This is a genomic window from Verrucosispora sp. TAA-831 (assembly GCF_050780145.1).
In the GTDB taxonomy this organism is placed as follows: Bacteria; Actinomycetota; Actinomycetes; order Mycobacteriales; family Micromonosporaceae; genus Micromonospora.
Genome location: NZ_CP192240.1, coordinates 4,788,188 through 4,812,692, shown reverse-complemented (window position 1 = coordinate 4,812,692; position 24,505 = coordinate 4,788,188). Strand labels below are relative to the sequence as shown.

General features: G+C 72.4%; 24 protein-coding genes. 14 read left to right on the top strand and 10 right to left on the bottom strand.

Annotation, left to right across the window (positions count from 1 at the left end; translation table 11 throughout):
* Nucleotides 1-73 precede the first annotated feature (73 nt).
* Complete coding sequence (locus ACQVFL_RS21300; RefSeq protein WP_431727456.1) at nt 74-1,555, bottom strand: aminopeptidase P family protein; 1,482 nt, start codon at nt 1,553-1,555, stop codon at nt 74-76.
* A 112-nt stretch (nt 1,556-1,667) separates the two neighbouring features.
* Here ACQVFL_RS21300 and asnB point away from each other — a divergent pair, with 112 nt between their 5' ends.
* A complete protein-coding gene (gene asnB / locus ACQVFL_RS21295) occupies nt 1,668-3,629 on the top strand; it encodes an asparagine synthase (glutamine-hydrolyzing) (RefSeq protein WP_396698576.1) in 1,962 nt (653 codons plus the stop codon).
* Between the two features lie 63 nt (nt 3,630-3,692).
* Here asnB and ACQVFL_RS21290 read toward each other — a convergent pair whose 3' ends face one another.
* Nucleotides 3,693-4,778 (bottom strand): lytic polysaccharide monooxygenase auxiliary activity family 9 protein, encoded by a 1,086-nt coding sequence (locus tag ACQVFL_RS21290; protein WP_396698694.1) that lies wholly within the window; start codon nt 4,776-4,778, stop codon nt 3,693-3,695.
* Between the two features lie 416 nt (nt 4,779-5,194).
* On the opposite strand from ACQVFL_RS21290, the gene ACQVFL_RS21285 reads away from it, so the two are divergent.
* Nucleotides 5,195-6,130: a carbohydrate kinase family protein gene (locus ACQVFL_RS21285; RefSeq protein WP_431727455.1), complete on the top strand. Its 936-nt coding sequence runs from the start codon at nt 5,195-5,197 to the stop codon at nt 6,128-6,130.
* Between the two features lie 10 nt (nt 6,131-6,140).
* Here the strand turns inward: ACQVFL_RS21285 and ACQVFL_RS21280 are convergent, their stop codons facing one another.
* Nucleotides 6,141-6,971 (bottom strand): MBL fold metallo-hydrolase, encoded by an 831-nt coding sequence (locus tag ACQVFL_RS21280; protein ID WP_431727454.1) that lies wholly within the window; start codon nt 6,969-6,971, stop codon nt 6,141-6,143.
* Complete coding sequence (locus tag ACQVFL_RS21275; RefSeq protein ID WP_431727453.1) at nt 6,968-7,372, bottom strand: thioesterase family protein; 405 nt, start codon at nt 7,370-7,372, stop codon at nt 6,968-6,970. Before ACQVFL_RS21275 ends, ACQVFL_RS21280 begins: the two co-directional genes overlap by 4 nt.
* 150 nt (nt 7,373-7,522) lie before the next feature.
* On the opposite strand from ACQVFL_RS21275, the gene ACQVFL_RS21270 reads away from it, so the two are divergent.
* Nucleotides 7,523-8,551, top strand: a complete 1,029-nt coding sequence (locus tag ACQVFL_RS21270) for a phosphatase PAP2 family protein (protein ID WP_396698583.1) — start codon at nt 7,523-7,525, stop codon at nt 8,549-8,551.
* A 10-nt stretch (nt 8,552-8,561) separates the two neighbouring features.
* Here the strand turns inward: ACQVFL_RS21270 and ACQVFL_RS21265 are convergent, their stop codons facing one another.
* The 3 genes from ACQVFL_RS21265 to ACQVFL_RS21255 all read right to left on the bottom strand — a co-directional run bounded on the left by ACQVFL_RS21265 (nt 8,562) and on the right by ACQVFL_RS21255 (nt 11,083).
* On the bottom strand, nt 8,562-9,977 hold the full coding sequence (locus ACQVFL_RS21265; RefSeq protein ID WP_396698696.1) for a PH domain-containing protein: 1,416 nt from the start codon (nt 9,975-9,977) through the stop codon (nt 8,562-8,564).
* A 230-nt stretch (nt 9,978-10,207) separates the two neighbouring features.
* Nucleotides 10,208-10,720: a PH domain-containing protein gene (locus ACQVFL_RS21260; protein ID WP_396698585.1), complete on the bottom strand. Its 513-nt coding sequence runs from the start codon at nt 10,718-10,720 to the stop codon at nt 10,208-10,210.
* Between the two features lie 132 nt (nt 10,721-10,852).
* Nucleotides 10,853-11,083 (bottom strand): hypothetical protein, encoded by a 231-nt coding sequence (locus ACQVFL_RS21255; protein WP_396698587.1) that lies wholly within the window; start codon nt 11,081-11,083, stop codon nt 10,853-10,855.
* A 236-nt stretch (nt 11,084-11,319) separates the two neighbouring features.
* On the opposite strand from ACQVFL_RS21255, the gene ACQVFL_RS21250 reads away from it, so the two are divergent.
* The 3 genes from ACQVFL_RS21250 to ACQVFL_RS21240 are packed head-to-tail and all read left to right on the top strand — an operon-like array spanning nt 11,320 to nt 14,362.
* The gene (locus tag ACQVFL_RS21250; protein ID WP_396698589.1) at nt 11,320-12,423 is read left to right on the top strand and encodes an AAA family ATPase; all 1,104 of its coding nucleotides are present in this window, start codon (nt 11,320-11,322) and stop codon (nt 12,421-12,423) included.
* Nucleotides 12,402-13,415 (top strand): DUF58 domain-containing protein, encoded by a 1,014-nt coding sequence (locus ACQVFL_RS21245; protein ID WP_431727452.1) that lies wholly within the window; start codon nt 12,402-12,404, stop codon nt 13,413-13,415. Before ACQVFL_RS21250 ends, ACQVFL_RS21245 begins: the two co-directional genes overlap by 22 nt.
* Nucleotides 13,412-14,362, top strand: a complete 951-nt coding sequence (locus ACQVFL_RS21240) for a VWA domain-containing protein (RefSeq protein WP_396698593.1) — start codon at nt 13,412-13,414, stop codon at nt 14,360-14,362. The genes ACQVFL_RS21245 and ACQVFL_RS21240 overlap by 4 nt, the downstream gene beginning before the upstream one ends.
* A gap of 106 nt (nt 14,363-14,468) precedes the next feature.
* Here the strand turns inward: ACQVFL_RS21240 and ACQVFL_RS21235 are convergent, their stop codons facing one another.
* Complete coding sequence (locus ACQVFL_RS21235; RefSeq protein WP_396698596.1) at nt 14,469-14,624, bottom strand: hypothetical protein; 156 nt, start codon at nt 14,622-14,624, stop codon at nt 14,469-14,471.
* A gap of 394 nt (nt 14,625-15,018) precedes the next feature.
* Here ACQVFL_RS21235 and fabG point away from each other — a divergent pair, with 394 nt between their 5' ends.
* The 4 genes from fabG (at nt 15,019) to ACQVFL_RS21215 (ending at nt 18,500) form a co-directional block, all read left to right on the top strand.
* A complete protein-coding gene (gene fabG / locus ACQVFL_RS21230) occupies nt 15,019-15,723 on the top strand; it encodes a 3-oxoacyl-ACP reductase FabG (protein WP_396698598.1) in 705 nt (234 codons plus the stop codon).
* Nucleotides 15,724-15,748: 25 nt separating this feature from the next.
* Entirely contained in the window at nt 15,749-16,516 is a 768-nt protein-coding gene (gene fabI, locus ACQVFL_RS21225) for an enoyl-ACP reductase FabI (protein WP_396698600.1), read from the top strand.
* Nucleotides 16,517-16,652: 136 nt separating this feature from the next.
* A complete protein-coding gene (locus ACQVFL_RS21220) occupies nt 16,653-17,684 on the top strand; it encodes a ferrochelatase (RefSeq protein WP_431727451.1) in 1,032 nt (343 codons plus the stop codon).
* A 36-nt stretch (nt 17,685-17,720) separates the two neighbouring features.
* A complete protein-coding gene (locus ACQVFL_RS21215) occupies nt 17,721-18,500 on the top strand; it encodes an HAD-IIA family hydrolase (RefSeq protein ID WP_396698604.1) in 780 nt (259 codons plus the stop codon).
* A gap of 16 nt (nt 18,501-18,516) precedes the next feature.
* Here the strand turns inward: ACQVFL_RS21215 and ACQVFL_RS21210 are convergent, their stop codons facing one another.
* Nucleotides 18,517-19,311, bottom strand: a complete 795-nt coding sequence (locus tag ACQVFL_RS21210) for a hypothetical protein (protein ID WP_396698606.1) — start codon at nt 19,309-19,311, stop codon at nt 18,517-18,519.
* A gap of 195 nt (nt 19,312-19,506) precedes the next feature.
* Between ACQVFL_RS21210 and ACQVFL_RS21205 the strand changes: the two genes are divergently transcribed.
* On the top strand, nt 19,507-20,319 hold the full coding sequence (locus ACQVFL_RS21205) for a DUF3097 domain-containing protein (protein WP_396698608.1): 813 nt from the start codon (nt 19,507-19,509) through the stop codon (nt 20,317-20,319).
* A gap of 22 nt (nt 20,320-20,341) precedes the next feature.
* Here the strand turns inward: ACQVFL_RS21205 and ACQVFL_RS21200 are convergent, their stop codons facing one another.
* The gene (locus ACQVFL_RS21200; RefSeq protein ID WP_396698610.1) at nt 20,342-21,661 is read right to left on the bottom strand and encodes a serine hydrolase domain-containing protein; all 1,320 of its coding nucleotides are present in this window, start codon (nt 21,659-21,661) and stop codon (nt 20,342-20,344) included.
* Nucleotides 21,662-21,744: 83 nt separating this feature from the next.
* On the opposite strand from ACQVFL_RS21200, the gene ACQVFL_RS21195 reads away from it, so the two are divergent.
* The 3 genes from ACQVFL_RS21195 (at nt 21,745) to ACQVFL_RS21185 (ending at nt 24,322) form a co-directional block, all read left to right on the top strand.
* Entirely contained in the window at nt 21,745-22,215 is a 471-nt protein-coding gene (locus tag ACQVFL_RS21195; RefSeq protein WP_396698612.1) for an NfeD family protein, read from the top strand.
* A 4-nt stretch (nt 22,216-22,219) separates the two neighbouring features.
* A complete protein-coding gene (locus ACQVFL_RS21190) occupies nt 22,220-23,332 on the top strand; it encodes an SPFH domain-containing protein (protein WP_396698614.1) in 1,113 nt (370 codons plus the stop codon).
* A gap of 174 nt (nt 23,333-23,506) precedes the next feature.
* The gene (locus ACQVFL_RS21185; RefSeq protein WP_396698616.1) at nt 23,507-24,322 is read left to right on the top strand and encodes a hypothetical protein; all 816 of its coding nucleotides are present in this window, start codon (nt 23,507-23,509) and stop codon (nt 24,320-24,322) included.
* The last annotated feature ends 183 nt before the right edge of the window (nt 24,323-24,505 follow it).

Sequence of the window (24,505 nt, the reverse complement as noted above, 5' to 3'; positions counted from 1 at the left end):
CGAAGGGCGGGCCTTTCCTCAGCGGTGGACGTCCACCCCGGGGAAAGGCCCGCCCTTCGGCGGGTCGTACGGGTCAGCCCGGCAGGCGGGGGCCCGCCTCGCGCTGCTCGGCCAGCCAGGTCTCCACCTCGTCGGCACGACGCGGCAGGCCGGCCGACAGGTTCACCGCACCGGCGGCGGTGACCAGGATGTCGTCCTCGATCCGGATGCCGACGCCCCGCAGCTCCTCCGGCACCAGCTCGTCCTCCGGCTGGAAGTACAGCCCCGGCTCGACGGTGAGCACGTAGCCCTCACCCAGCTCGCCGTCGCGGTACTTCTCCTTGCGCGCGTGGGAGCAGTCGTGCACGTCGATGCCGAGCATGTGCCCGAAGCCGTGCAGCGTCCAGCGCCGGTACACGGTCGACGACTCGTCCATCGCCTCGTCCACGCTCACCGGCAGCAGCCCCAGCTCGGCCAGCCCCTCGGCGAGCACCCGCATGCAGGTCAGGTGGACGTCCTTGAACTTCACACCGGGCTTGATGAACTCGATGCCGGCCTGCTGTGAGGCGTAGACGATGTCGTAGACCTGGCGCTGCAACGGAGTGAACCGGCCGTCGACCGGCAGCACCCGGGTCACGTCGGCGGTGTAGAGGTGCTGTCCCTCCACGCCCATGTCCATCAGCAGCAGCTCACCCGGACGGGTGACGCCGTGGTTGTGCACCCAGTGCAGGATCGTGGCGTGCTCACCGGCTCCGACGATCGAGCCGTACCCGACGTCGTTGCCGTCGTGCCGTGCCCGCAGCGCGAAGACGCCCTCCAGCAGCCGCTCCGAGACGCCCCGGTCGGCCGGCAGCACCCGGGCCACGTCCTCGAAGCCGCGTACCGTCGCGTCGATCGCGTCCTGGAGCTGGGCGATCTCCCACTCGTCCTTGACGAGCTTCAACTCCGACACGGCGATCGCCAGTTCCCGGTCGCGGGACGGCTGGCCGTCGGCCCGGGGTCCGTCGTACGGGCGCACGGCGGCGTCCACCGCGGCGTCGAACCCGCGCAGCACCCGGGTACGCGCCGGGGCCAGGTCGCCCAGCGCCGCCTCCAGCTCGGCCAGGTCGGCGGTGGGCAGCCCCAGCTCGGTCGACTTCTCCGCCAGGGTGTGCCGACGGCCCACCCACAGCTCACCGTGACGACTGCGGAAGAACTCGTCGGTCTCCCGTGAGGAGCGGGGCCGCATGTACAGGGTGGCGTCGTGCCCGGAGCCGTCGGGCCGCAGCACCAGGACGCCGTCCGGGTCGTAGTCCCCGGTCAGGTACGCGAAGTCGCTGCCCGGACGGAAGCGGTACTCGGTGTCGTTGGCGCGGACCTTCTCCCCGCCGGTCGGGAACACCAGGGTCTCGCCCGGGAAGGCCGCGGAGAGTTCCGCGCGGCGCTTGGCGTAGTTGGGTACCTCCGGTCGGGGACCGACCGGCAGCCCGGTGTCCCGCCAGCCCTGCCGCATGAACGACAGGAACGCCGGTGGGAAGTCCGGGTCGTGCGACTCCGTGCCGTCGGCCGGCTTGCCGTCGGTGCGTTCCTCGGTCATTCCCCGCTCCCTTCGCCGCATCGCTGCTGCCGACGGTACCCCGAAACCCCTTCCGGTCCAGAGCCCGGCAGTGCCGCGACGCCCGATCCGGACGCGTGGAAAGATGACGGCCATGTGCGGACTCCTGGCCTTTTTCAGTGCCCGCGGCGACGCCGCCGCCCACCGCGACAACATCGCCGCAGCGCTGGAATGCCTGCACCACCGCGGCCCGGACGAGACCGGCGTCGAAGTGGTCGGGGACGCCTCCGGCCGGTACGCGGACGGGGTGTTCGCCCACAAGCGGCTCGCGATCATCGACGTGGCGCTCAGCCACGAGCCGCTGCCCTACGCCGACGGCCGCTACCTGCTCACCTTCAACGGCGAGATCTACAACTACATCGAGCTGCGCGAGGAGCTGATCCGCGACTACGGGGCCCGGTTCGCCACCAACGGTGACGGTGAGGTGATCGTCGCCGGCTACCACTACTGGGGCGAGCAGGTGCTCACCCGGCTGCGCGGCATGTTCGCCTTCGTCATCTGGGACCGGCAGGAACGGCGGGCGTTCGGTGCCCGCGACTACTACGGCATCAAGCCGCTGCACTACCTGGAGACCGCCGACGGGCTCTACCTCGCCTCGGAGAAGAAGGCGCTGCTGCCGTTCGCGCAGTCCGCGTACGCCGGGGACGCCGGGGTGGACACCGCGAACCTGAGCCACTACCTGACCCTGCAGTACGTCCCCGAGCCGGGCACCCTACACAAGGGGATCAGCCGGATCGGTTCGGGCGAGTACCTCACCTGGACCCCGGGCGGACGGATCGACGTGCGGCGCTGGTACCGGCCGGTGTTCCGGCCCGGCCCGGTCGCCGACGAGCAGAAGCTCTACCACGAGATCCGCGAGACGCTGCGCGAGAGCGTCCGCATGCACATGCGCTCCGACGTGCCGGTCGGGTCGTTCCTGTCCAGCGGCATCGACTCCACCGCGGTGGTGGCGCTGGCCCGCGAGTTCAACCCGAACATCCTCACCTTCACCGTCGGCTACGACGTGCCCGGGTACTCGGAGATCGACGTCGCCCAGGAGTCGGCCCGCCACCTCGACGTGACCACGATCCCGACCAAGATCGGGCCGCAGGACATGATCGACGCGCTGCCGAAGATCGTCTGGCACCTGGACGACCCGGTGGCCGACCCGGCGCTGGTGCCGCTCTACTTCGTCGCCCAGAAGGCCGCCGAGCACGTCACCGTGGTGCTCTCCGGCGAGGGGGCGGACGAGTTCTTCGGCGGGTACACGATCTATCGTGAGCCGCTGTCGCTGAGCAGCGTCAACGGGCTGCCCGGCGGGGTCCAGAAGGGTCTGCGGGCGGTCTCCAAGGCCATCCCGCAGGGGGTCAAGGGCAAGAGCTTCCTGGAGCGCGGCACCACGCCGCTCGAGGAGCGCTACTACGGCAACGCGCGGATGTTCACCGAGGAGGAGAAGCAGCATCTGCTGCGCCGCTACGACCCCTCAGTGCGCTACACCGACGTCACCGCGCCGATCTACGCCGAGTGCACCGAGCTGGACGACGTCACCAAGATGCAGTACGTCGACCTCTACACCTGGCTGCGCGGGGACATTCTGGTCAAGGCCGACCGGATCTCCATGGCGCACTCGCTGGAGGTCCGGGTGCCGTTCCTCGATCGCGACGTCTTCGAGGTGGCGGCGAAGATCCCGGTCGACCTGAAGCTGCCGCCGCGCTCCGACGCCACCAAGTACGCCATGCGCCAGGCGTTGCAGGGTGTGGTGCCGCCGGCCATCGTCAACCGCAAGAAGCTGGGCTTCCCGACCCCGACCCGGGTCTGGCTGCGCGGCGAGATGTACGAGTGGGCCCGGCACGTGCTGAGCACCTCCGGCGCCGGTGACCTGCTCGACCTGTCGTACGCACTGCGCCTGCTGGACGAGCACAAGCGCGAGGAGGCCGACCACTCCCGCAAGGTGTGGACGGTGCTGATCTTCTGCATCTGGCACGCCATCTTCGTGGCCAAGACGCTGGACCCGGGCATCCAGCGCAACCAGTCCGCGCTGCTCACCAAGCCCGTCGTCGGCTCCATGGTCCGCTGACCCGAGGCACGAACGAGCCCCCCTGCGCCTGTCCGCAGGGGGGCCGTTTCGCGTGCGACCGCGTCAGCGGGCGGCGCAGGTGACCGTCGGTAGCGAGGAACTGCTACCACTGGCCAGGAAGCCGAACGTCGTGCTGCCGTTGACGCCGAGACTTCCGTTGTACGACACGTTCGTCGCGGACACCGTCGACCCGGACGAGGTCTGGGTCGCGTTCCAGACCTGGCTGATCTGCTGGCCGCTCGGCCAGGTCCAGCTCGCGGTCCAGCCGTTGAGCGCCGCGGTGCCGTTGTTCCTGACCTCGACCTCGCCCTGGAAACCGCCGGACCAGGTGCTGGTCACCCGCAGGGTGGCAGCGCAGCCGCCGGTGCCGGCCGGCGGGGTGGTGGGCGGAGGCGTGGTTGGCGGCGGGGTGGTCGGCGGAGGCGTGGTGGGCGGCGGGGTGGTGGGCGGCGGCGTGGTGCCGCCACCGATCCCGGTCACCTCACCGTTGCCGCCGTCGAAGGCCACGTCGGAGCAGCCGAAGAAGTTCTCCTGGCTGTCCGAGCGGACCCACCGCGAGTAGATGATGTGCCGGCCGGTCTTGTTGGCCGGCAGCGTCCCGGTGAAGTAGTAGTGGCCGTCGTTGGTGCCGACCGCGCCGCGCTGCGGCGGGTTGGTCACCGTCAGGAATGGCTGCTCCTCCAGGTCGCTCCAGGCCAGCGCCCGGGTCGGGCTCCAACTGTTCTTGGTCACGTAGAAGTAGAACGTGCCCGGGTGGTGCGCCCAGTTGCTGTACCGGAACTCGATGGACCGACCGGCGGTCAGGTGGGTGATCGGCCAGTCGTTGCGGGCCAGGTCGAAGCCGCGGAAGCCGGTGGCGCCGCCGCTGCACAGTTGGCCGTCGGGGATGAAGCCGGTGGTCCGCCCGTTGGCGTCCGAGCGCAGCACGCTGAACCAGTTGTACAGCGAGTTGGCACCGGACTGGGCGACCGCGGCGGAACAGGCCGGGTTCTGCGGCCGGATCTCACCGGTGGGGGAGAGGCCGTCGCGCCAGCACAGGAACGTACGGGCGCCCGGCGTCATCGCCGCGCCGTGCGCGGCGGCCGGATCGGGGCTGGCCGTCACGGCGACGACCGCGCTCGCGGCGAGGGTGACGGCCGCGAAGAACATCGCGGCCAGACGAGGTCGGTGCACAGGTTCTCCTGACTCGCGGGGCACACCGTGCGGGGTGGCCCCGCCGAAGCGCGCGGGAGGGTGAAGTCCGCTCCCGCAGCTAGGGGCGAATGCGACGATGCGGCGACGCGTGCACGGGGTCTATGCCCTCCCGGCACGATGCCGCCGGTGATATGTCGACGCGTTGTGTATGCCCTCGCGTGTCCATGACCCGGCACCGATGACGCGCAGCCCCCGCGCCATCCGGCACCACCATCCCAGCACGTCACCGCCGTCGACGCAATAGCTGTTCCTCGATGTGCACGACGCCGGTTCGCGTCCGCCGGTGCACGCCAATACCGTGGCGTGTACGCCCGGCGGCGGACCGCTGTGCCAGCCTGGGCGGCAGCGGACGGCCGACGGAAGGGACCGGGATGGGATACGCGGTGGTGCTCGGCGAGGCGCTCGTCGACCTGCTCGACACCGAGAGCGAGGGCGGGCCGGTCTTCCGGCAGGCCGTCGGCGGCGGCCCGTTGAACGTGTCCGTCGGCATCGCCCGGCTCGGCGGCGCGGCGCAGTTCGTCGGCTCGCTCGGCGACGACGTACTGGCCGGACGGATCCGGGACCTGCTGACCGCCGAACGGGTCGGGACGGCCGGGGCGCGCACCGTGCCGGGGCCGACCACGTTGGCCGTCACCACCTTCGCCGGCCCCGAGCCGGACTTCCGCTTCTACGGCGACCCGCCCTCCTACGCGCTGCTCACCGCCGACGACGTCGACGCGGCCCTGGTCGAGGGCGCCGACGTGCTCTACTGCGGGTCGATCGTGCTGCTGGAGCCGACCACCCTGGCCGCCGGCCGCCGGGCCTGGTCGCTGGCGTCCGGGCTGCGGGTCTTCGACCCCAACGTCCGTCCCCGGTTGCTGCACGGAGCACAGGCGCTGACCGAGTTGCGCGGGGTGGTCGCCGAGTTCGCAGCCGGGGCGCACCTGGTCAAGCTGAGCACCGCCGACGCGGAGCTGCTCTACCCGGGCGAGCCGGTGGAGTCGGTGGCGACGTACCTGCGCGAGGTGGGCGCGGGCACCGTCGTGGTCACCCTGGGGCCCGAGGGCGCGGTGGTCGCCGCCGCCGGTGCCGATCCGGTACGCGTGCCCGCGCCGAGGGTCGACGCGGTCGACGCCACCGGCGCGGGGGACTCGGTGATGGCCGCGCTCGTCGCCGACCTGCTCGTCGACGGCGAGCCCACCGAGCCGGACGGCTGGACCGAGCGGGTGGCGTTCGCGCTGCGGGTCGCCGGGCTCGTCTGCGAGCGGCCGGGCGGGGCCGTGGCCATGCCGACCCGGGCAGAGGTGCGCGAGCGCTTCGCCGACTGAGGGCGCCGGATCAGGCGGTGCCGTCCAGCTCGGCGTAGCCGCGGCGGGCCGCGATCAGTGCCGGGCGGGCCGGGAAGGGCGCCTCGGCGGCGACCCGCTCCGGCGGCGCGCCGCCGGTGTGCCCGGCCCGGATCAGCCAGGCCAACTCGGCCAGTCGGGCGTGCTGCGCCCGGACGAACTCGGGGTCGACCGGATCACCGTGTCCGGGCACCACCACGGTCGCCGGGCTGGTCCACCGCAGCAGCTCGGCCACCGCGTCCGGCCACTGCAACGGGAACGAGTCCTCGAACGCCGGTGGCCCGGACTGCTCCACCAGGTCACCGACGACCAGCACGTCGGCCTCGGGCACCTGCACCACCAGGTCGGCGTCGGTGTGGCCGCGCCCGGGATGCCGTAGCACCACCCGTCGACCGCCGACGTCGACGACGGCCTCGGTCCGGACCGTGTCGGTGGGGGCCGACAACGGCGTGTCCGCCACCTCGGCGGCCAGCTCCGGATGCTCGTCGCGCAGCTCCGCGTACGCCTGGCGGCGCAGCCCGTCCGGATCGCCGCGCATCGCCTCGGCGGCGAGATGGTGCGCCCAGACCGGGCGGGGCGGGGCGGCGGCGAAGGTGGCGTTGCCGAACCAGTGGTCGTAGTGGTGGTGGGTGTTCACGATCGTCAGCGGGGCACCGGTGACCGCCCGGACGGCGGCGGCCAGCTCGGTGGCCTGCCGCGCGCTGGAGAGCGTGTCGACCAGCAGCGCCTCGCCGTCGCCGCAGACCAGCGTGACGTTGACCGCGAGCAGGGGCTCACGTAGCACGTGCACCCGGTCGGCGATCTCGACGAATCGGACCGTCATGACGGTCGGCCGGCGCGTTCGACGAACCGCTGCCGGTCGACCACGACCCGTTCCACCCGGCCCTCTGCCACCCGCTGTCCGCCCTCGGTCACCTCGACGTCGAAGACCAGCCGCCGCCGGTCGACCGTGGTCAGGGTGGCCTGCGCCGCCACGGTGCGGCCCACCGGCGTGGCGGCCAGGTGTGTCAACGCGACCCGGGTGCCCACGCTGGTCGCGCCGGCGGGCAGGTGCGACGCGCTCGCCGCCACCGTCGCCGCCTCGGCCAGCGCCAGCACCCGGGGAGTGCCGAGCACCGGTACGTCACCGGAGCCGACCGCCTCGGCGGTGTCGGCGTCGGTGACGGTCAACTCGACCCGGGCGGACAGACCCGGAGTCAGGGCGAGATCCGACTGCACCTGCATGGGCACAGCGTATGGGCTCGCCGCGTCCTCGGCGACGCGTGCCGCCGGATGGCCCGGTCCGTCACGCTGCCAGTGGTCCCGGCACGGCGGCGCGGCACGCAGGTGGTCCTGCGTGGGACGCCCCAGGGTGCGCCGTTAACCTTGTCCGCGATGTCTGCCGTGACCGACCCCCAGCCCCCGGCCCCGACCGAGCCGTCCGCCTCGCCCGACGGCGGTCGCCGCCGCGTGATCGCGATGTCGGTGTGGAGCGTCGCCTTCGTGGCGGGCTGGCTCGTCATCGGCCTGCCCACCGACCCGCTGTACGCGTTCTTCTGGATCTGGGCGGGGACCATCGCGTGGAACTCCGCCCGCCCGTGGCGCAGTCACCTGCGCTTCGCCCGGGACTGGGTGCCGGTGGTGCTGCTGCTGGTCGCCTACAACCTGTCCCGGGGCTTCGCCTACCACGACGGGACGATCCCGCACGCGTACGAGCTGATCCTGGCGGACCGGTTGATGTTCGGCTGGGCGATGGACGGTCAGGTGCCCACCGTCTGGTTGCAGCAGCACCTCTACCACCCCGAGGTGCGGTGGTGGGACGTACTGGTGAGCTGGGTGTACTTCTCGCACTTCGTGGCCGCGCTGGCCGCCGCCACCGTGCTCTGGATGCGGGAGCGCAGCCGCTGGGCGGCCTTCATGCGGCGCTGGTTCTTCCTCTGCGCCACCGGCCTGGTCACCTACTTCCTCTACCCGGCCGCGCCGCCGTGGTGGGCGGCGCAGAACGGGCTGATCGAGGAGGTCGCCCGGATCTCCACCCGGGGCTGGCGGGCGTTCGGCATGCACGGCGCCGGCAACCTGCTCAACGCCGGTCAGCTCGCCTCGAACCCGGTGGCCGCGATGCCGTCGCTGCACACCGCCTTCGCGCTGTTCGTGGTGCTGTTCTTCCTGAACAGCGTGCGCCGTCGGTGGTGGCCGCTGCTGCTGGCGTACCCGCTGGCGATGACCTTCACCCTGGTCTACAGCGGCGAGCACTATGTGATCGACGTCCTGGTCGGCTGGGCGTACGTCGGAATGACCTTCCTGGCGGTCGGCGCGGCGGAGCGGTGGTGGGCCCGCCGCAAGGCCCGCCGGGCCGCGACCGACCCACCTCCGGACGACCGGGATGCACCGGCGGAACCACCGGTGGTCCCGGCCACCCGTTGACCGGCGGCCGTCAGCCGCGACGGGCGGCCTGACCCCGGGCGGTCAGCTCGGCCGCCAGCGCCCAGGCGTCGGCGAGGTCACGGTCGACCGCCGCCGCGCCGGCCCCACCGGCGGTGTCCACGTGCACGGTCGCCAGGCCGAGCAGCCGCTGGATCGGGCCCTGCACCACCCGGACGCTCTGGAACCGGGCGTACGGCACCATGGTCAGTTGGCGGGTGAGCAGCCCGGACCGGACGGCGAAGACCTCGTCGGTCAGTCCGGCACCGAGCACCTGACGGCTCAGCGGATTGACCCAGCGGGCCCGAGTCGGCGGCGGGACCAGCGGCAACGACGCCAGGGTGACCCCGGGCAGCACCTCGGCGAGGATGGTCTCGCCGGTCGCCAGGTCCCCCACCGGCAGCAGGCGGTCCGGGCGGTTGCGTTGGTCGGGCTCGCCCGCCGCGTAGCCCGCCACCTCCAGGCGCATCCGCAGCCAGCCCTTCATCCGCCAGAGCAACGGCCAGGTCATCCCGACCGTCTGCACCCGGTGCAGCGGCACCGTCTGCACCCGCGTCTCCAGCAGGCCGTTGCGGATACGTAGCCGGTCGGCGTCCCGCGCGAGCTGGAACCGCCAGTCGTCGAGCACCCGACGGACGGGTTGCAGCAGGATGCCCGCCATCGCGGTCAGCGTGCTCGCCACCGCGATGAACGACCACGAGCCCTCCGACAGGAACTGCACGGTGACGAAGGCCACGCCGAACGGCAGCAGGAACGCCTGCGGGGTCAGCAACTGGCTGATCAGCAGGTCCCGGTTCTCGACCGCGTGCAACGGCCGTCCCGGCGGCGGGACGGCCGCCTCGCCGGCCGTCGTCTCCGCCTGCTGATCCGCCGGCCCGCCCGCCGACACCGCGCCGGTGGCGGCCCGGGCGACGGCCGGTCCGCCCGCGAGCGCCAGCAGACGCTGCCGCAACGCGGACGCCTCCGCGACGCTGAGGTACGCCAGCGGCGCCTCCGTCTTGCCGCCCCCGACCACCTCCAGCCGTAGTTCGGCCAGGCCGCTGAGCTGTGCCAGCAGCGGTCGGACCACCTCGACGGCCTGGAGCCGCTCCAGCGGGATGGCGCGGGTCCGCCGCCAGAGCAGCCCCTCGTGGATGCGTAGTTCCCGACCCACCACCTGGTACCCCGTGTAGTACCAACTGATCACGGCCAGCACGGTGGCACCGAGCGCGAGCACGATCACCATGGCCACGAACCACCCGAACCCGACCCGGGACAGCGTCGACCAGGACAGCCCGGCGATGACCACGACCAGCGACTTCGCGCCGTGCAGCGCCGGGCTCAGCGGGTGCAGCCGCTGCCGCGCCTGCGCCGGGTCCGGCGACCCGCCGGGCGGGTGGCCCGGCCCGACCGGATAGGGCGGGTAGGGCGCTCCCGGCGGGTACGGCATCGCGGGCGGATACGGCGTGCCCGGTCGGTGGGGCGTCGCCTGCGGGAACGGCGTGCCGGGGGCGACTGGCGGGGCATTCGGCGCGAGCCCAGCCAGTGGTCCGCCCTGGGTCTGCTCCGGTGGAGGTGCCGCCGAGGTGTCCGTACCCGGCGTTCCGGCGGCGGTGACCGGTGGCGCCGTGTCGCCGGTGCGGGGCTCGGGTCGGTCCGGTGCCGCCCCGACCGGGCCCGTCACAGCCCTTCCGCCCGGTCCTCGCCCAGCGCGGTGAGCCGGTCCCGCAGCCGGGACGCCTCGGCCGGACGCAGGCCCGGCACCCGGGCGTCGCTGGCCGCCGCAGCGGTGTGCAACTGCACGGTCGCCAGGTCGAACGCGCGTTCCAGCGGTCCGGCGCTGACGTCCACGAACTGCATCCGGGAGTACGGGACGATGGACAGGCGCCGCACCAGCAGCCCGTGCCGGACCAGGAGATCGTCCTCGCGTTCGGCGTAGCCCCAGGCGCGTACCGCGCGGACGATGGTCACCGCCCGCCAGGTCGCGAACAGCAGCACGACACCGAGCGCCACGCCGAACGGCCAGGTGCCGCCGAGCGCCCAGCCGATGCCGATGCCCGCCGAGAGGACGGCCACCACGGCGGACAGGCGCAGCAGCTCCACCCAGATCAGGTCGGACGAGATCGACTGCCACCGAACGGTGTCCGGCCAGGGCTCCAGCGGACCGGCCGACACCGGGGCGTCATCGCTCACCGTGCTGATCCTTCGTGCGCGACTGCGGGGCTCGCAAGCTCACTGGTCGCGCTCACGGTGCTGGCCTCGTTCGCGACTGCGGGGCTCGCAAGCTCACTCCTCGCGCTCACCATGAGAGTCCGTTGTTGGCGTTCACTCTTCGAGCGTAGGCGATCCCGGGAGCGGGGTGGCCTCGCGCAGGAAGCCGCGCGCGGTGAGGAAGTCGCCGAGCGAGGAGCGGTGCAGCTCACAGGCGAGCCAGGTCTTGCGCCGCTCCGGCGTGTGCAGGCGGGGGTTGTTCCAGCGCAGTGCCCACCCGGCAGGGGCGCGACACCCTCGGGCCGAACAGAGCAGAGCCTCGGCGGGAGTGTCGGAATCGTCCATCGCACCCAGTCTAGGGCGACGGGAGAGAGTGAGCGCCGGGCGGCCACGGGGGAAGCCGCCCGGCGACGGGAGAATGGTACACACGCCGGGGCGGCATCTGTCCACTGGCGATCGGCGATTCGCCTGGCGCGCGACGGCGTGGCGGAAATCGGTCGCTCCCACAGTCGGTACTCAGTCGGGCATGCGAGGCTTGGTGACGCACACGACGCAACGACCGAGCACGCTGTGGAGGACCGGTGGCCCAGCCGACCACGCCCGACGCTCCGACGCCGAACGGGGCAACGCCCTCGGCGGTCCCGCCGCCGACCACTCCGGCGCAGGACGCCACGCTGCTGGAACGGGCGCTGTTCGAGATCAAGCGGGTGATCGTCGGGCAGGACCGGATGGTCGAACGGATGTTCGTGGCGCTGCTGGCCCGGGGGCACTGCCTGCTGGAGGGCGTACCCGGCGTGGCCAAGACGCTCGCGGTGGAGACGCTCGCCCGGGTGGTCGGCGGGTCGTTCGCCCGGGTGCAGTTCACCCCGGACCTGGTGCCGGCCGACATCATGGGTACCCGGATCTATCGGCAGTCCAGCGAGAAGTTCGACGTCGAGCTGGGGCCGGTGTTCGTCAACTTCCTGCTCGCCGACGAGATCAACCGGGCACCGGCCAAGGTGCAGTCGGCGCTGCTGGAGGTGATGAGCGAGCGTCAGGTCTCGATCGGCGGCGAGACGCACCGGGTGCCCAACCCGTTCCTGGTGATGGCGACGCAGAACCCGATCGAGCAGGAGGGCGTCTACCCGCTGCCGGAGGCGCAACGGGACCGGTTCCTGATGAAGATCGTGGTGGGCTATCCCACCGACGCCGAGGAGCGGGAGATCGTCTACCGGATGGGGGTGGCCCCGCCCGAACCCACCGCGGTCTTCGACACCGCCGACCTGATCGCCCTGCAACAGAAGGCGGACCAGGTCTTCGTACACAACGCGTTGGTCGACTACGCGGTCCGGCTGGTGCTGGCCACGCGTACGCCGGCCGAGCACGGCATGCCCGACGTGGCGCAACTGATCCAGTACGGCGCCAGCCCACGCGCCTCGCTCGGGCTGGTCCGGGCGACCCGGGCACTGGCACTGCTGCGCGGCCGGGACTACGCCCTGCCGCAGGACGTGCAGGACATCGCGCCGGACATCCTGCGGCACCGGCTGGTGCTCAGCTACGACGCGCTCGCCGACGACGTACCGGCCGACCACGTGGTGCACCGGGTGATGTCGACCATCCCGCTGCCGTCGGTGGCACCCCGGCAGCAGGCCACGCCACCGGGTGCGGTGGCCCCGACGTCGGGGTGGCCCGGGCAGCGGCCGTGACCCCGGGTACCCCTTCACCCCAGCAGCCACCGACCGTGGCGGACAATCGTTCCGGCGCGGTGCTGTCCCGGTTGCAGCTCATGGTCACCCGGAAGCTGGACGGGCTGTTACAGGGCGACTACGCCGGTCTGCTGCCCGGTCCGGGCAGCGAGGCGGGGGAGTCGCGCGAGTACCGGCCCGGTGACGACGTCCGTCGGATGGACTGGCCGGTGACCGCGCGGACCACCACCGCGCACGTGCGGCGTACGGTGGCCGACCGGGAACTGGAGACATGGCTGGCGGTGGACCTCTCGGCCAGCCTGGACTTCGGCTCCGGCCGGTGGCTCAAGCGGGACGTGGCGATCGCGGCGGCGGCGGCGATCACGCACCTGACCGTGCGGGGCGGCAACCGGATCGGTGCGGTGGTGGGCAGCGGCGGTGAGCGCCCCGCCGCGCCACGGGGTCGACGGGCGGCGCCGGAGCCGAGCGGGCCGGGACGTCTGGTCCGGCTGCCCGCCCGATCCGGGCGCAAGGAGGCGCAGGGCATGCTGCGCGCGATCGCCGGTACCCCGGTCCAGCCGGGCCGGGGCGACCTCGGTGTGCTGATCGACATGCTCAACCGCCCGCCCCGGCGGCGTGGGGTCGCGGTGGTGGTCTCCGACTTCCTCGCCCCGCCGGCTCAGTGGGCCCGACCGCTACGCAAACTGCGGGTCCGCCACGACGTGCTGGCGATCGAGGTGGTCGACCCGCGTGAGCTGGAACTGCCGGACGTGGGGGTGCTGCCGGTGGTCGATCCGGAGACCGGGGAGCTGCACGAGGTGCAGACCGCGGACCCGAGCCTGCGGCACCGCTACGCGGCGGCGGCGGCTGCCCAGCGAGCCGAGATCTCCGCCGCGATGCGCGCGGCCGGCGCCGCGCACCTGAGACTTCGTACGGACCGAGACTGGCTGCTGGACATGGTGCGTTTCGTGGCCGCCCAGCGGCACGCCCGCACCCGGGGGACGACGCGATGATTCGACTGCTCCAACCGTGGTGGCTGCTGGCGGTGCTGCCGGTGCTGGCCCTGGCCGCGCTGTACGTGTGGCGGCAGTTCCGCCGCCGCGAGTACGCGATGCGGTTCGCCAACGTCGACCTGCTGCGAACCGTGGCGCCGAAGGGGTTGGGCTGGCGGCGGCACGTTCCGGCGACCGCGTTCCTGCTCGCCCTGCTGGTGCTCGCCGGTGCGCTGGCCCGTCCGGCGGTGGACACCCGGGAGCCGCTGGAACGGGCCACCATCATGCTGGCCATCGACGTGTCGCTGTCCATGCAGGCGGACGACGTGGCGCCCAGCCGGCTGGAGGCCGCGCAGGAGGCGGCCAAGCAGTTCGTCGGGGAGTTGCCCGAGACGTACAACGTCGGGTTGGTGTCGTTCGCCAAGTCGGCCAACGTGCTGGTGCCGCCGACGAAGGACCGGCCGGCGGTGACCAGCGCCATCGACGGGCTGGTGCTGGCCGAGGCGACCGCGACCGGTGAGGCGGTCTTCACCTGTCTGGAGGCGATCCGCTCGGTGCCGGCCGATGGTGCGGCGGGCATTCCGCCGGCCCGGATCGTGCTGCTCTCCGACGGCTTCCGGACGGCCGGTCGTTCGGTGGAGGAGGCGGCCGCGGCGGCGCAGGCGGCGAACGTGCCGGTCTCCACCATCGCCTTCGGCACCGACACCGGGCACGTGGACATCGGTGGGCAGTTGCAGCGGGTACCGGTGGACCGGATGGCGCTGGCCGAGCTGGCCGAGACGACCGAGGGCTACTTCTACGAGGCGGCCACGGTCAACGAGCTGAAGCAGGTGTACCAGGACATGGGCAGCTCGATCGGGTTCCGGACCGAAGCGCGGGAGATCACCCAGTGGTACGCGGGCATCGCCCTGCTGTTGGCGCTGTGCGCCGGGGCGTTCAGCCTGCTCTGGTCGTCCCGGATGCTCTGACCGGTGGGGCCGCCGTACTGGCGGATCATGAGGTCGGCGGGCGGGTCGGAGGTCGAACCGCCCGCCGACGTCACGAGCGGTGGGGCCTGCGGTCGGGGGCGCGCGGTCAGTGGGTGGTGCTGGCCAGCACGAAGAGCACGGCCACCCAGACGGCGGCGAGGGTGAAGCCCAGCGGGGCGACGTAACGGCTCATGGAACGCTCCGGGTGGCGACGGCGGTCCGGGCGGGGTGGACCGCGTGAGGGTGGATCGAGGAGGCGCACACGAAGTCGTGACCGAACGGCTTCCGGTCGCACCCGCGCCCTCCGCCGCCCCGGCGGAGGGGCCGGGCGGTGGTGCTCAGGGCGGGTGCTGGGGAGCGGGGCCAGCTCAGGCGGAGCGGTGCTCAGCGTGACTGGCGGTCGGCCCGGCCACGACTGGGAGGATCGCTATCTCGCACAGCGATCACCTCCTGCGGTCGGGGTCCGGGCGGGCGGGCGCCGTCGGGCGGCCCGCAAACGCGATGATCGTACACCTGCGGTGGCGTGCGGGCCCACTCGGCCGAGCGGCCCCGCCGACGCGGCCGTTCATCGGCGGTGCCGGGCGGGGCGGGTTAGTGATTACCGTGCGGTAGCGCCTAGTCTCCAACCCGCAGCGATCTTCCGGAGAGGACCCACCGTGTCTCGAACTGTGCTGGTTACCGGCGGCAACCGCGGAATCGGTCTGGCCATCGCCCAGGCGTTCGCCAAGCAGGGCGACCGGGTGGCGATCACCCACCGGGGCAGTGGAGCGCCGGAGGGGCTGTTCGGTGTGCGGTGCGACATCACCGACGCCGAGTCGGTCGACGCCGCGTTCGGTGCGGTCGAGGCGGAGTTGGGGCCGGTGGAGGTGCTGGTGGCCAACGCCGGGATCACCGACGACACGCTGCTGCTGCGGATGTCCGAGGAGCAGTTCACCCGGGTGTTGGACACCAACCTGACCGGTGCGTACCGCTGCGCCAAGCGCGCCTCGGGGAAGATGCTGCGGGCCAAGTGGGGACGCATGATCTTCGTGTCCTCGGTGGTCGGTCTCTCCGGCGGGGCCGGTCAGGTCAACTACGCGGCCAGCAAGGCCGGCCTGGTCGGGGTGGCCCGCTCGATCACCCGGGAGTTGGGCACCCGGAACATCACCGCCAACGTCGTGGCGCCCGGCTTCATCGAGACCGACATGACCGCGGTGCTGACCGCGGAGCGCAAGGCGGAGATCCTCAAGTCGATCCCGGCCGGTCGGATGGCCGCGCCGGACGAGGTCGCCGCGGTGGTCACCTGGCTGGCTGGTGACGGTGCCGGGTACGTCTCCGGCGCGGTCATCCCGGTCGACGGCGGCCTCGGTATGGGCCACTGACCCTGAGCACGGAGGAATGAGCTTAATGTCCGGACTGCTGGCCGGTAAGCGGCTGCTCGTCACCGGCGTCATCACCGACGCCTCCATCGCCTTCTCGGTGGCGAAGCTCGCCCAGGAGAACGGCGCGCAGGTCGTGCTCACCGGGTACGGCCGGCTCTCGCTGGTGGAGCGGATCGCCAAGCGGCTGCCCGAGCCGGCACCCGTCATCGAGCTGGACGTGACCAACTCCGAGCACCTGGCCGGGCTGGCCGACAAGGTCCGGGAGCACGTGGACGGGCTCGACGGGGTGGTGCACTCGATCGGGTTCGCGCCGCAGAGCTGCCTCGGCGGCGGCTTCCTCGACGCCTCCTGGGAGGACGTGGCGACCGCGCTGCACATCTCCACGTACTCGTACAAGTCGCTCGCGACGGCGGCGCTGCCGCTGATGTCGCCGGGCGGCGCGGTGGTCGGCCTGACCTTCGACGCCACCCAGGCGTGGCCGGTCTACGACTGGATGGGCGTGGCAAAGGCCGGGTTGGAGTCCGCCTCCCGCTACCTCGCCATGCACCTGGGCAAGCAGGGCATCCGCAGCAACCTGGTCTCCGCCGGGCCGCTGCGCACCATGGCTGCCAAGTCGATCCCCGGCTTCGAGCAGTTCGAGGACGCCTGGTCCGAGCGGGCCCCGCTGGGCTGGAGTCTGACCGACCAGGAACCGGCCGCGCGCGCCTGCCTGGCGCTGCTGTCCGACTGGTTCCCGGCCACCACCGGCGAGATCGTGCACGTCGACGGCGGCTATCACGCCATCGGCGCCTAGTGATGTAAGGAAGGGTCCCCTGCTACCGCCTGCGGTATAGCAGGGGGCCCTTCCTAACGTCCGGGACCCGGCGGCGTTACCGCCCGGACCCGGGGGCGTTGCCGGGGCGCCGTCGGCCACCGGCAAGAATGGGTCCATGGCGTACGACGCGGTGGTCCTGCTCTCCTTCGGCGGCCCGGAGGGGCCGGACGACGTGCTGCCCTTCCTGCAGAACGTGACCCGGGGGCGGGGTGTGCCGTCGGAGCGGCTGGCCGAGGTGGCCGAGCACTACCAGCACTTCGGGGGAGTGTCCCCGATCAACCAGCAGTGCCGGGACCTGCTCGCCGCGATCCGCGCGGACTTCGCCGCCCACGATCTCGACCTGCCGGTCTACTGGGGCAACCGCAACTGGCACCCGATGCTCGCCGACACCGTGGCGCAGATGCGCGACGACGGCGTACGGCGGGCGCTGGCGTTCGTCACCAGCGCCTACGGCGGGTACTCCTCCTGCCGGCAGTACCAGGAGGACGTCACCGCCGCGCGGGCGGCGGTCGGTGCCGACGCGCCGGTGATCGAGAAGCTGCGCCAGTTCTGGGACCACCCCGGTTTCGTCGAGCCGCACGTGCACGCGGTCCGCGAGGCGCTGGCCGGGCTCGACCCGGCCCGGCGGGAGAGCACCCGGCTGGTCTTCACCGCCCACTCCGTGCCGATCTCGGCGGCTGACAGCGCCGGGCCGCACGGCGGCCGGTACACCGCCCAGCTCGCCGAGACGGCGCGGCTGGTGCACGCCGCCGCAGCCCCGGACCTGCCGTACGACCTGGTCTGGCAGAGCCGCTCCGGCCCGCCGCACGTGCCGTGGCTGGAGCCGGACGTCAACGACCACCTGACCAGCCTCGCCGAGCAGGGTGTGACCGGGGTGGTGGTCAGCCCGATCGGGTTCGTCTCCGACCACCTGGAGGTGGTGTGGGACCTGGACACCGAGGCGCTGGACACCGCCAAGCAACTCGGCCTGGACTTCGTCCGGGCCGCCACCCCCGGCGCCGACCCGCGCTACGTCGCCATGGTGCGGGAACTGGTGCGGGAGCGGACCGACCCGGACGGCGCACGGCTGCGTCGTCGCCTCGGCGAGCTGCCGATGTGGGACACCTGTCCCACCGTCTGCTGCGTCCCGCCGCGCCGTCCGTCCTGACCGCACCGACGGCCCGACACCCCAGGGATCACGATCATGCATGACCGCAAGCCCGTGCAGAGCTGGCTCACCGACATGGACGGCGTGCTGGTGCACGAGGGGCAGCCCGTGCCGGGCGCGCCGGAGTTCGTCAACCGGCTGCGTGCCTCCGGCAAGCCGTTCCTGGTGCTGACCAACAACTCGATCTACACCCCGCGCGATCTTCAGGCCCGGCTCGCCCGGATGGGACTGGACGTGCCGGAGCAGGCGATCTGGTCGTCGGCCCTGGCCACCGCCCAGTTCCTGGCCGACCAGCGGCCCGGCGGCACGGCGTACGTGATCGGGGAGGCCGGGCTGACCACCGCCCTGCACGCGGTGGGCTACGTGCTCAGCGACTTCGCGCCCGACTACGTGGTGCTGGGGGAGACCCGCACCTACAGCTTCGAGGCGATCACCAAGGCGATCCGGTTGATCGACGCCGGGGCGCGGTTCATCTGCACCAACCCGGACGCCACCGGCCCGTCGGTGGAGGGCGCGTTGCCGGCGGCCGGATCGGTGGCCGCGATGATCTCCAAGGCGACCGGGGTGGAGCCGTACTTCGTCGGCAAGCCGAACCCGATGATGATGCGCTCGGCGTTGAACACGATCGACGCGCACTCGGAGAGCACCGCCATGATCGGCGACCGGATGGACACCGACATCCTCTGTGGCCTGGAGGCCGGGTTGGAGACGATCCTGGTGCTGACCGGGATCAGCAGCCGCACCGAGGCGGAACGCTACCCGTACCGCCCGTCCCGGATCGTCGACTCGGTGGCCGACCTGATCGACGAGATCTGAACCGGCGTGGGCGGTCTCAGGGCCGCAGCGGGGCGTTGCAGGCGGCGACCAGGGCCTGTCGGCAGGCCGTGGTGAGCGGCCGCAGCGCCGCGTCGCGCTGCTGGGCCTCGTGGTTGTTCACCGCGCCGCCCGGTGCCGCGTGCCCGGCCAGCGCGAGCACCCGGTCGAGCACGGCGGCGCGGGCGAACAGCCGGCGGGAACGGGGGTCGAATCCGGGCGGCAGGTCGGTGGTGCCGTCGGGGCGGCGCAGTGCCTCCAGGGCGCCGGCCAACTCGGGGCGCCACTGGGCCACGTCGAGCCGGGTGAGCGCGGCGGTGGTGTCGGCCAGTGCGGCGGCCAGCTCCGCCTCCGCCTCGGCGGCACCGGGCAGGGTGAGGGACGCCGCCGGGGCGTTCGGTGGGAGCGGGTAGACCCGCCAGAGCACGGTCTCGAAGGTGTCCCCGGAGCCGGAGGTGTGCACCCGTACCTCGGGGATCAGGCCGAGCGCTCCGGCGATCATCGCCTCGCCGGCGACCAGGGCGGCCCCGGCGAAGTCGCCGGGGCCGGGTAGCCCGCGCGGGTCGCCGGGGGCCGGCAGCACCAGCCGGATCTCGTCCGGGGAGAGCTTGGCCAGGGTGGGCAGGGCGTCCCGCAGCGGCACGTCGGTCCAGGTACCGGGTGCGTCGGCGACGAGGTGCTCCTCGTCACCGGCGACTTCGTCGGCGACCTCGTCGAAGGGGACGAGCCCGGCGCGCCATGCGCGCACCCAGGCAACGAACCGGCTCGACCGGCGCGGCGCGAGGATGGCCGCACCCGCAGCGGGGGTGGACATGCCGAAAGAGTACGTGCTGACGCCTACCCCTGTCTCGGCTGCCGCGCGCCCGCCTCCCCGGCGCGTCGATCATGCGACTCTGCCACGTGATTTGTTTGTTCATACGGCTTTTGCAACGCTGCGTACCGTCTCGGCCGGGCAAGGCGGCGGCGAGTCGGCGGCGGCGCGGGCGGGGCCGCCGGTTAGCGTGATCGGATGGGGCGGCGGTATGGCGACGACGTGTTGGCGGGGGACTGGCGGCGGCGGAAGGTGACCCCGGAGGTCGACGCCGAACCGGATCTGGTGGTCGAGGACGCCGACTCGGGCTTCTGCGGTGCGGTGGTCGGCTTCGACTCCGGGGCGGTCGTGCTGGAGGACCGGCACGGCAAGCGGCGCAACTTCCCGCTGCTGCCGGCCGCGTTCCTGCTCGACGGTCGCCCGGTGACGCTGCGTCGACCGGCCCGCGCCCCGGTGCCGGCCGCGCGTCGGCGTACCGCGTCCGGTTCGGTCGCGGTGGACGGGGTCCGCGCCCGGGTCGCCCGGGCCAGCCGGATCTGGGTCGAGGGCGTCCACGACGCCGCCCTGGTGGAGCGGATCTGGGGTGACGACCTGCGGATCGAGGGCGTGGTGGTTGAGCCGTTGGAGGGCGTCGACGCCCTCGACGACCGGGTACGGGAGTTCGGGCCCGGACCCGGCCGTCGGCTCGGTGTCCTCGTCGACCACCTGGTGCCCGGCTCGAAGGAGAGCCGGATCGTGGCCCGGGTGAACTCCCCGCACGTGCTGGTCACCGGGCATCCCTACGTCGACGTGTGGCAGGCGGTGAAGCCGTCCGCGCTGGGCATCGCGGCGTGGCCGGTGGTGCCGCCGGGACGTCCCTGGAAGGAGGGCGTCTGCGCCACTCTCGGGGTGGTTGAGCCGGCCGACATGTGGCGGCACATCCTGTCCCGGGTGAACACCTTCGCCGAGGTGGAGACGCCGCTGATCAACGCCATGGAACGCCTGATCGACTTCGTCACCGAGCCTGCCTGAGTGATCGCGGTCGGGGCGGGGGTCACGGGGCGTCGTCGGGGGTGCGGGTGAACAGGAACGTGGCGATGTCCAGGGTGACCGGGCGGCCGGCGGGGTCGCGGTGGACCCGGAGGACCTCGCCGACCTCCGCGCCGCTGTGCCCGCGCCAGCGGTCCGGGCCGTCCGGGCGGTAGCGGCTGACCCGGTCGCCGCGCAGGGTGCCCACCAGGTCGCCGGTGGCGTGGTCCCAGGTGACGTCGAGTGCGGTGCCCATCCACCACCAGCGGCCGGTCAGCGCCGCCACGTCGGCCGGGGGCGGGGCGTCGGCGGGTCGCCACGGCCGGACCGGTGTCGGCTCGGCGTCGAGCACCCGGTCGAGCACCTGAAGGCCGAGCGGGCTGATGCCGCCGGTGCGGAAGCCGTACGAGTTGGCGAAGCCGACCAGACCGGTACGGCTGGACCGGTGCACCAGCAGCACGGCGACGTGGCCGGGCATCGAGCCGCCGTGTCCGACGTAGACGCGGTCGCCCTGGCGGGTGAGTTGGATGCCCAGCCCGTAGCCGCCGCGCCAGGAGTCGAGATCGGTGAGGAACACCGGGGCGCACATCTCGTCGAGGGTGTCCCGGGCCAGGACGGCGGGATCGGGGTCGGCGAGGAACGCGGCCCATCGCGTCAGGTCGGCCACGGTCGACCAGAGCTGTCCGGCGGGGGCCATCGCCCCGGTGTCGGTACGCGGCTCCTCGCGCAGCGTGTCGTGCCACGGGTGCACCACGTACCCGGGGGCGTACGGCGTGGTGGCGGCGTAGGTGGTGCGGTGCATGCCCAGCGGCGCCAGGATCCGTTCCCGCACCAACTGCGCCCAGCCGGTGCCGGTGATCCGTTGCAGCGCGCCGCCGAGCAGACCGAACGCCAGGTTCGAGTAGTGGTGGGTGCGGTACGCGGGCAGCGCGATCTTGGGAGTGCCGAAGTCGGCCAGCAGGGTGTGCAGGTCGACGCCCTCGCTCCGCTCCCACCAGGGGCCGTCCGGTTCGCGTTGCAGCCCGCCCGCGTGCCCGAGCAACTGGCGCAGGGTGATCGACCCGGCGGCCTCGGCCTCGGGCAGGTGCCGTCGCAGCGGATCGTCGAGCGCCAGCCGTCCGGCGTCGCGCTCCTGCATGATCAGCACGGCGGTCATGGTCTTGGTGATCGAGCCGATGCGGTACTGCAGGTCGGCGTCCGGTCGGGGATGTCCACCGGCGGCGGCCAGGTGTGCCAGTGTGCCGTCGCGCACCACGCCGACCACGAGTGAGGGCACGTGGCCGGCGGACTGCGCGTCGGCCACCAGGGCGTCGATGTGCCGTACTGTTTCCGGACGCAGGGACACGAAGGCTCCTTCGACGGCGGTAGTCGGGCGTCTCCGATCATGACAGTTCGATGACACGTGCATTGTCATGTCACGATCGTTACGTGGATGCCGTGCTGTGGATCGTGCTGGGTGTGGTACTAGCGGTCGCTGAGATCTTCACGGCGACCCTGTTCTTGATCATGTTTTCGGTCGGTGCCTTCGCCGCCGCGGGCGCCGCCGCGCTCGGGGCGCCGGTGGCGATACAGGCGGTCGTGTTCGCCGCCGTGTCGGCGGTGACCTTGCTCGCGGCGAGGCCGGTGATCCAGCGGCACAGACAGACCGCGTTGGAGACCGGCGAGACCGCCTTCGGGGTGGAGGCGATCGAGGGGTCGTCGGCCCTGGTTCTGGAGCAGGTCGACGCTGGCGCGGGCATGGTGAAGATCGACGGCGAGGTGTGGAGCGCGCGGGCGTACGACGCCACACAGGTTTTGGCACCCGGTGAACGGGTGCAGGTCATTCAGGTCAAGGGAGCGGTAGCCCTGGTCTGGCGGGACGTTTCGACGCCCGGTGAGCTACCCGAAGTGGAGAGGTGAACGGATGGAACTTGTCGTACCCGTCCTGTTGATAGCGGTCGCCCTGATCTCGGTGATCACCCTGGCGAAGTCGGTGCGGATCGTGCCGCAGCAGCGTCAGGACGTGGTCGAGCGGCTCGGTCGGTACAAGCGGACGCTCAACCCCGGGCTGAACATCCTGGTGCCCTTCGTCGACGCGGTGCGCACGAAGGTGGACATGCGCGAGCAGGTGGTCAGCTTCCCGCCGCAGCCCGTGATCACCTCGGACAACCTCGTCGTCTCGATCGACACCGTGCTCTACTTCAAGGTCGTCGACTCGGTCCGAGCCACCTACGAGATCTCCAACTTCCTCCAGGCGATCGAGCAGCTCACCGTCACCACGCTGCGGAACGTGATCGGTTCGCTCGACCTGGAGCGCGCGCTGACCAGCCGTGAGGAGATCAACCGGCACCTCTCCGGGGTGCTGGACGAGACCACCGGCCGGTGGGGCATCAAGGTGACCCGGGTGGAGATCAAGGCGATCGAGCCGCCGCCGAGCATCCGCGACTCGATGGAGAAGCAGATGCGCGCCGAGCGGGACCGCCGGGCCGCGATCCTGAACGCCGAGGGTCACAAGCAGTCGCAGATCCTCTCGGCCGAGGGTGAGAAGCAGGCCGCGGTGCTGCGCGCCGACGGTGACCGGCAGGCCCGCATCCTGCAGGCCGAGGGTCAGGCCAAGGCGGTCCGTACCGTGTTCGACGCCATCCACCAGGCCAACCCGAGCCAGAAGGTGCTGGCCTACCAGTACCTCCAGGCCCTGCCGCAGATCGCCAACGGCACGGCCAACAAGGTGTGGATCGTGCCGGCCGAGCTGACCAAGGCCCTGGAGGGCATGGGGGGCGCGCTCGGCGGCTTGAACCAGATGGTCGGCGACGCGCCGACCCGCCAGGCGTCCGAGGACGCCAGCGCGGTGGAGCGGGAGGCGGCCGAGGCCGCGCAGGCCGCCGCCAAGGCGGCCCAGGAGATCCACAACGAGGTACGCGTCGCCGAGGCGCAGGCCACCGGCGGTGGCAAGGAGCCGCAGGGTCTGCCCGCACCCGAGCCGGTCTCGCCGGGAAGTCTGCTCAACGACCCGGCCGACCAGCGCCAGCGGGGCTGATCCGAGGTCGGGTCGGGCCGGGGTGATCCGGTCCGGCCCGGCGTCCGGACAAATGCGAAAAACGCTCATGAGGCGCCCCGGTGCCTGCCACCATCGGTCCTAGGCGGGTGGTGACCAGGCATCGGGGCGCCTCGGCGTGTCCCGGCACCGCTCGTGGGATGAGCGAGGTGACCGATGGATCCGCTGAAACGGCTGTGGTCCCCGCCGGAGGTGCCCGGGGCACACGACCCCGCCGGGCCGCTCGGCACCCGACGTACCGGTGGAGGCTTCGGCGTCCTGCCCTTCGTGGACGATCCGGGACCACCCGGCGTGGCGACCAACGCGAGTTGGGCCTGGTCGCTGCGCCGCCTCGCCCGCGCCGCGGTCTGGCTGCTGCCCGCGTACGCGATCCTCTACGGCGCGGTGGCCATGGCCAGCGACGGCGGGGTGGGCAACGACCCGTATCCGGCCGACGGCCGCGCGGTGTACCTGATCGGCTGGGTCGCCGCGATCTGGCTCGGGCTGCTGGCCCTGCTCGGCCTGGCCGGTCTGCTCGCCGCCACCCGCAGTCGCCGCAGCGCGGTCGCCGGGCTGCTGGTCAGCATCGCCGGCACGGTGCTGATGCTGCCCTTCGCCGGGTTCGCCGAGGACACCCCGGTCTTCGGGGCCACCGCCCGGTCGCTGGTGCTGGTCGGCGCGACCTTCTACAGCGTGGGTTGGCTGCTCACCGGGTGGGCGGTGGCCCGGTCGGGGATGTTCAGCATGGGCGACGGCACCATGCTGATGATCGCCAGTCCGCTGCTCGGCCTCGGTGGGGCGCTGATCGGCTCGTTGCAGACCTTCGGGGCGATCTTCGTGTTGATCGCCGGCATCGGCATCGCCTACCGGTCCGGTCGACTGCTGCCCCGGGAGATCCTGCGCGACGCCACCAGCGCCAGCGTCGCGACGGCGGGTCCGCCGGCTCTGGGGCCGACAGGGCCCGGCGGGCCCGGCCCGCTGGGTACGGCGTGACGTCCGCCGGATGTATGGCCGGATGTAAGGAGGGGACCCCTGCTATGCACGAGGCGTTAGTAGGGGGCCCTTCCTTGCGCCGGTCGTCTGCGGCGGGCGTCCTGTATGTCCTGGTCTATCCTCGCCACCGTCGCTGGCCAGCGCAAAGACCTCTGGCATCTGGCCGTGAATTGGCTGACAACT

Coding starts and splice junctions, on each gene's coding strand:
- ACQVFL_RS21185 (WP_396698616.1), top strand. CDS start 23,507: ATGGATCCGCTGAAACGGCTGTGGTCCCCGCCGGAGGTGCCCGGGGCA.
- ACQVFL_RS21205 (WP_396698608.1), top strand. CDS start 19,507: ATGGGGCGGCGGTATGGCGACGACGTGTTGGCGGGGGACTGGCGGCGG.
- ACQVFL_RS21285 (WP_431727455.1), top strand. CDS start 5,195: ATGGGATACGCGGTGGTGCTCGGCGAGGCGCTCGTCGACCTGCTCGAC.
- ACQVFL_RS21220 (WP_431727451.1), top strand. CDS start 16,653: ATGGCGTACGACGCGGTGGTCCTGCTCTCCTTCGGCGGCCCGGAGGGG.
- ACQVFL_RS21240 (WP_396698593.1), top strand. CDS start 13,412: ATGATTCGACTGCTCCAACCGTGGTGGCTGCTGGCGGTGCTGCCGGTG.
- ACQVFL_RS21255 (WP_396698587.1), bottom strand. CDS start 11,083: ATGGACGATTCCGACACTCCCGCCGAGGCTCTGCTCTGTTCGGCCCGA.
- ACQVFL_RS21265 (WP_396698696.1), bottom strand. CDS start 9,977: ATGCCGTACCCGCCGGGAGCGCCCTACCCGCCCTATCCGGTCGGGCCG.
- ACQVFL_RS21280 (WP_431727454.1), bottom strand. CDS start 6,971: ATGACGGTCCGATTCGTCGAGATCGCCGACCGGGTGCACGTGCTACGT.
- ACQVFL_RS21275 (WP_431727453.1), bottom strand. CDS start 7,372: ATGCAGGTGCAGTCGGATCTCGCCCTGACTCCGGGTCTGTCCGCCCGG.
- ACQVFL_RS21290 (WP_396698694.1), bottom strand. CDS start 4,778: ATGTTCTTCGCGGCCGTCACCCTCGCCGCGAGCGCGGTCGTCGCCGTG.
- ACQVFL_RS21215 (WP_396698604.1), top strand. CDS start 17,721: ATGCATGACCGCAAGCCCGTGCAGAGCTGGCTCACCGACATGGACGGC.
- ACQVFL_RS21300 (WP_431727456.1), bottom strand. CDS start 1,555: ATGACCGAGGAACGCACCGACGGCAAGCCGGCCGACGGCACGGAGTCG.
- fabI (WP_396698600.1), top strand. CDS start 15,749: ATGTCCGGACTGCTGGCCGGTAAGCGGCTGCTCGTCACCGGCGTCATC.
- ACQVFL_RS21270 (WP_396698583.1), top strand. CDS start 7,523: ATGTCTGCCGTGACCGACCCCCAGCCCCCGGCCCCGACCGAGCCGTCC.
- ACQVFL_RS21210 (WP_396698606.1), bottom strand. CDS start 19,311: ATGTCCACCCCCGCTGCGGGTGCGGCCATCCTCGCGCCGCGCCGGTCG.
- ACQVFL_RS21190 (WP_396698614.1), top strand. CDS start 22,220: ATGGAACTTGTCGTACCCGTCCTGTTGATAGCGGTCGCCCTGATCTCG.
- asnB (WP_396698576.1), top strand. CDS start 1,668: ATGTGCGGACTCCTGGCCTTTTTCAGTGCCCGCGGCGACGCCGCCGCC.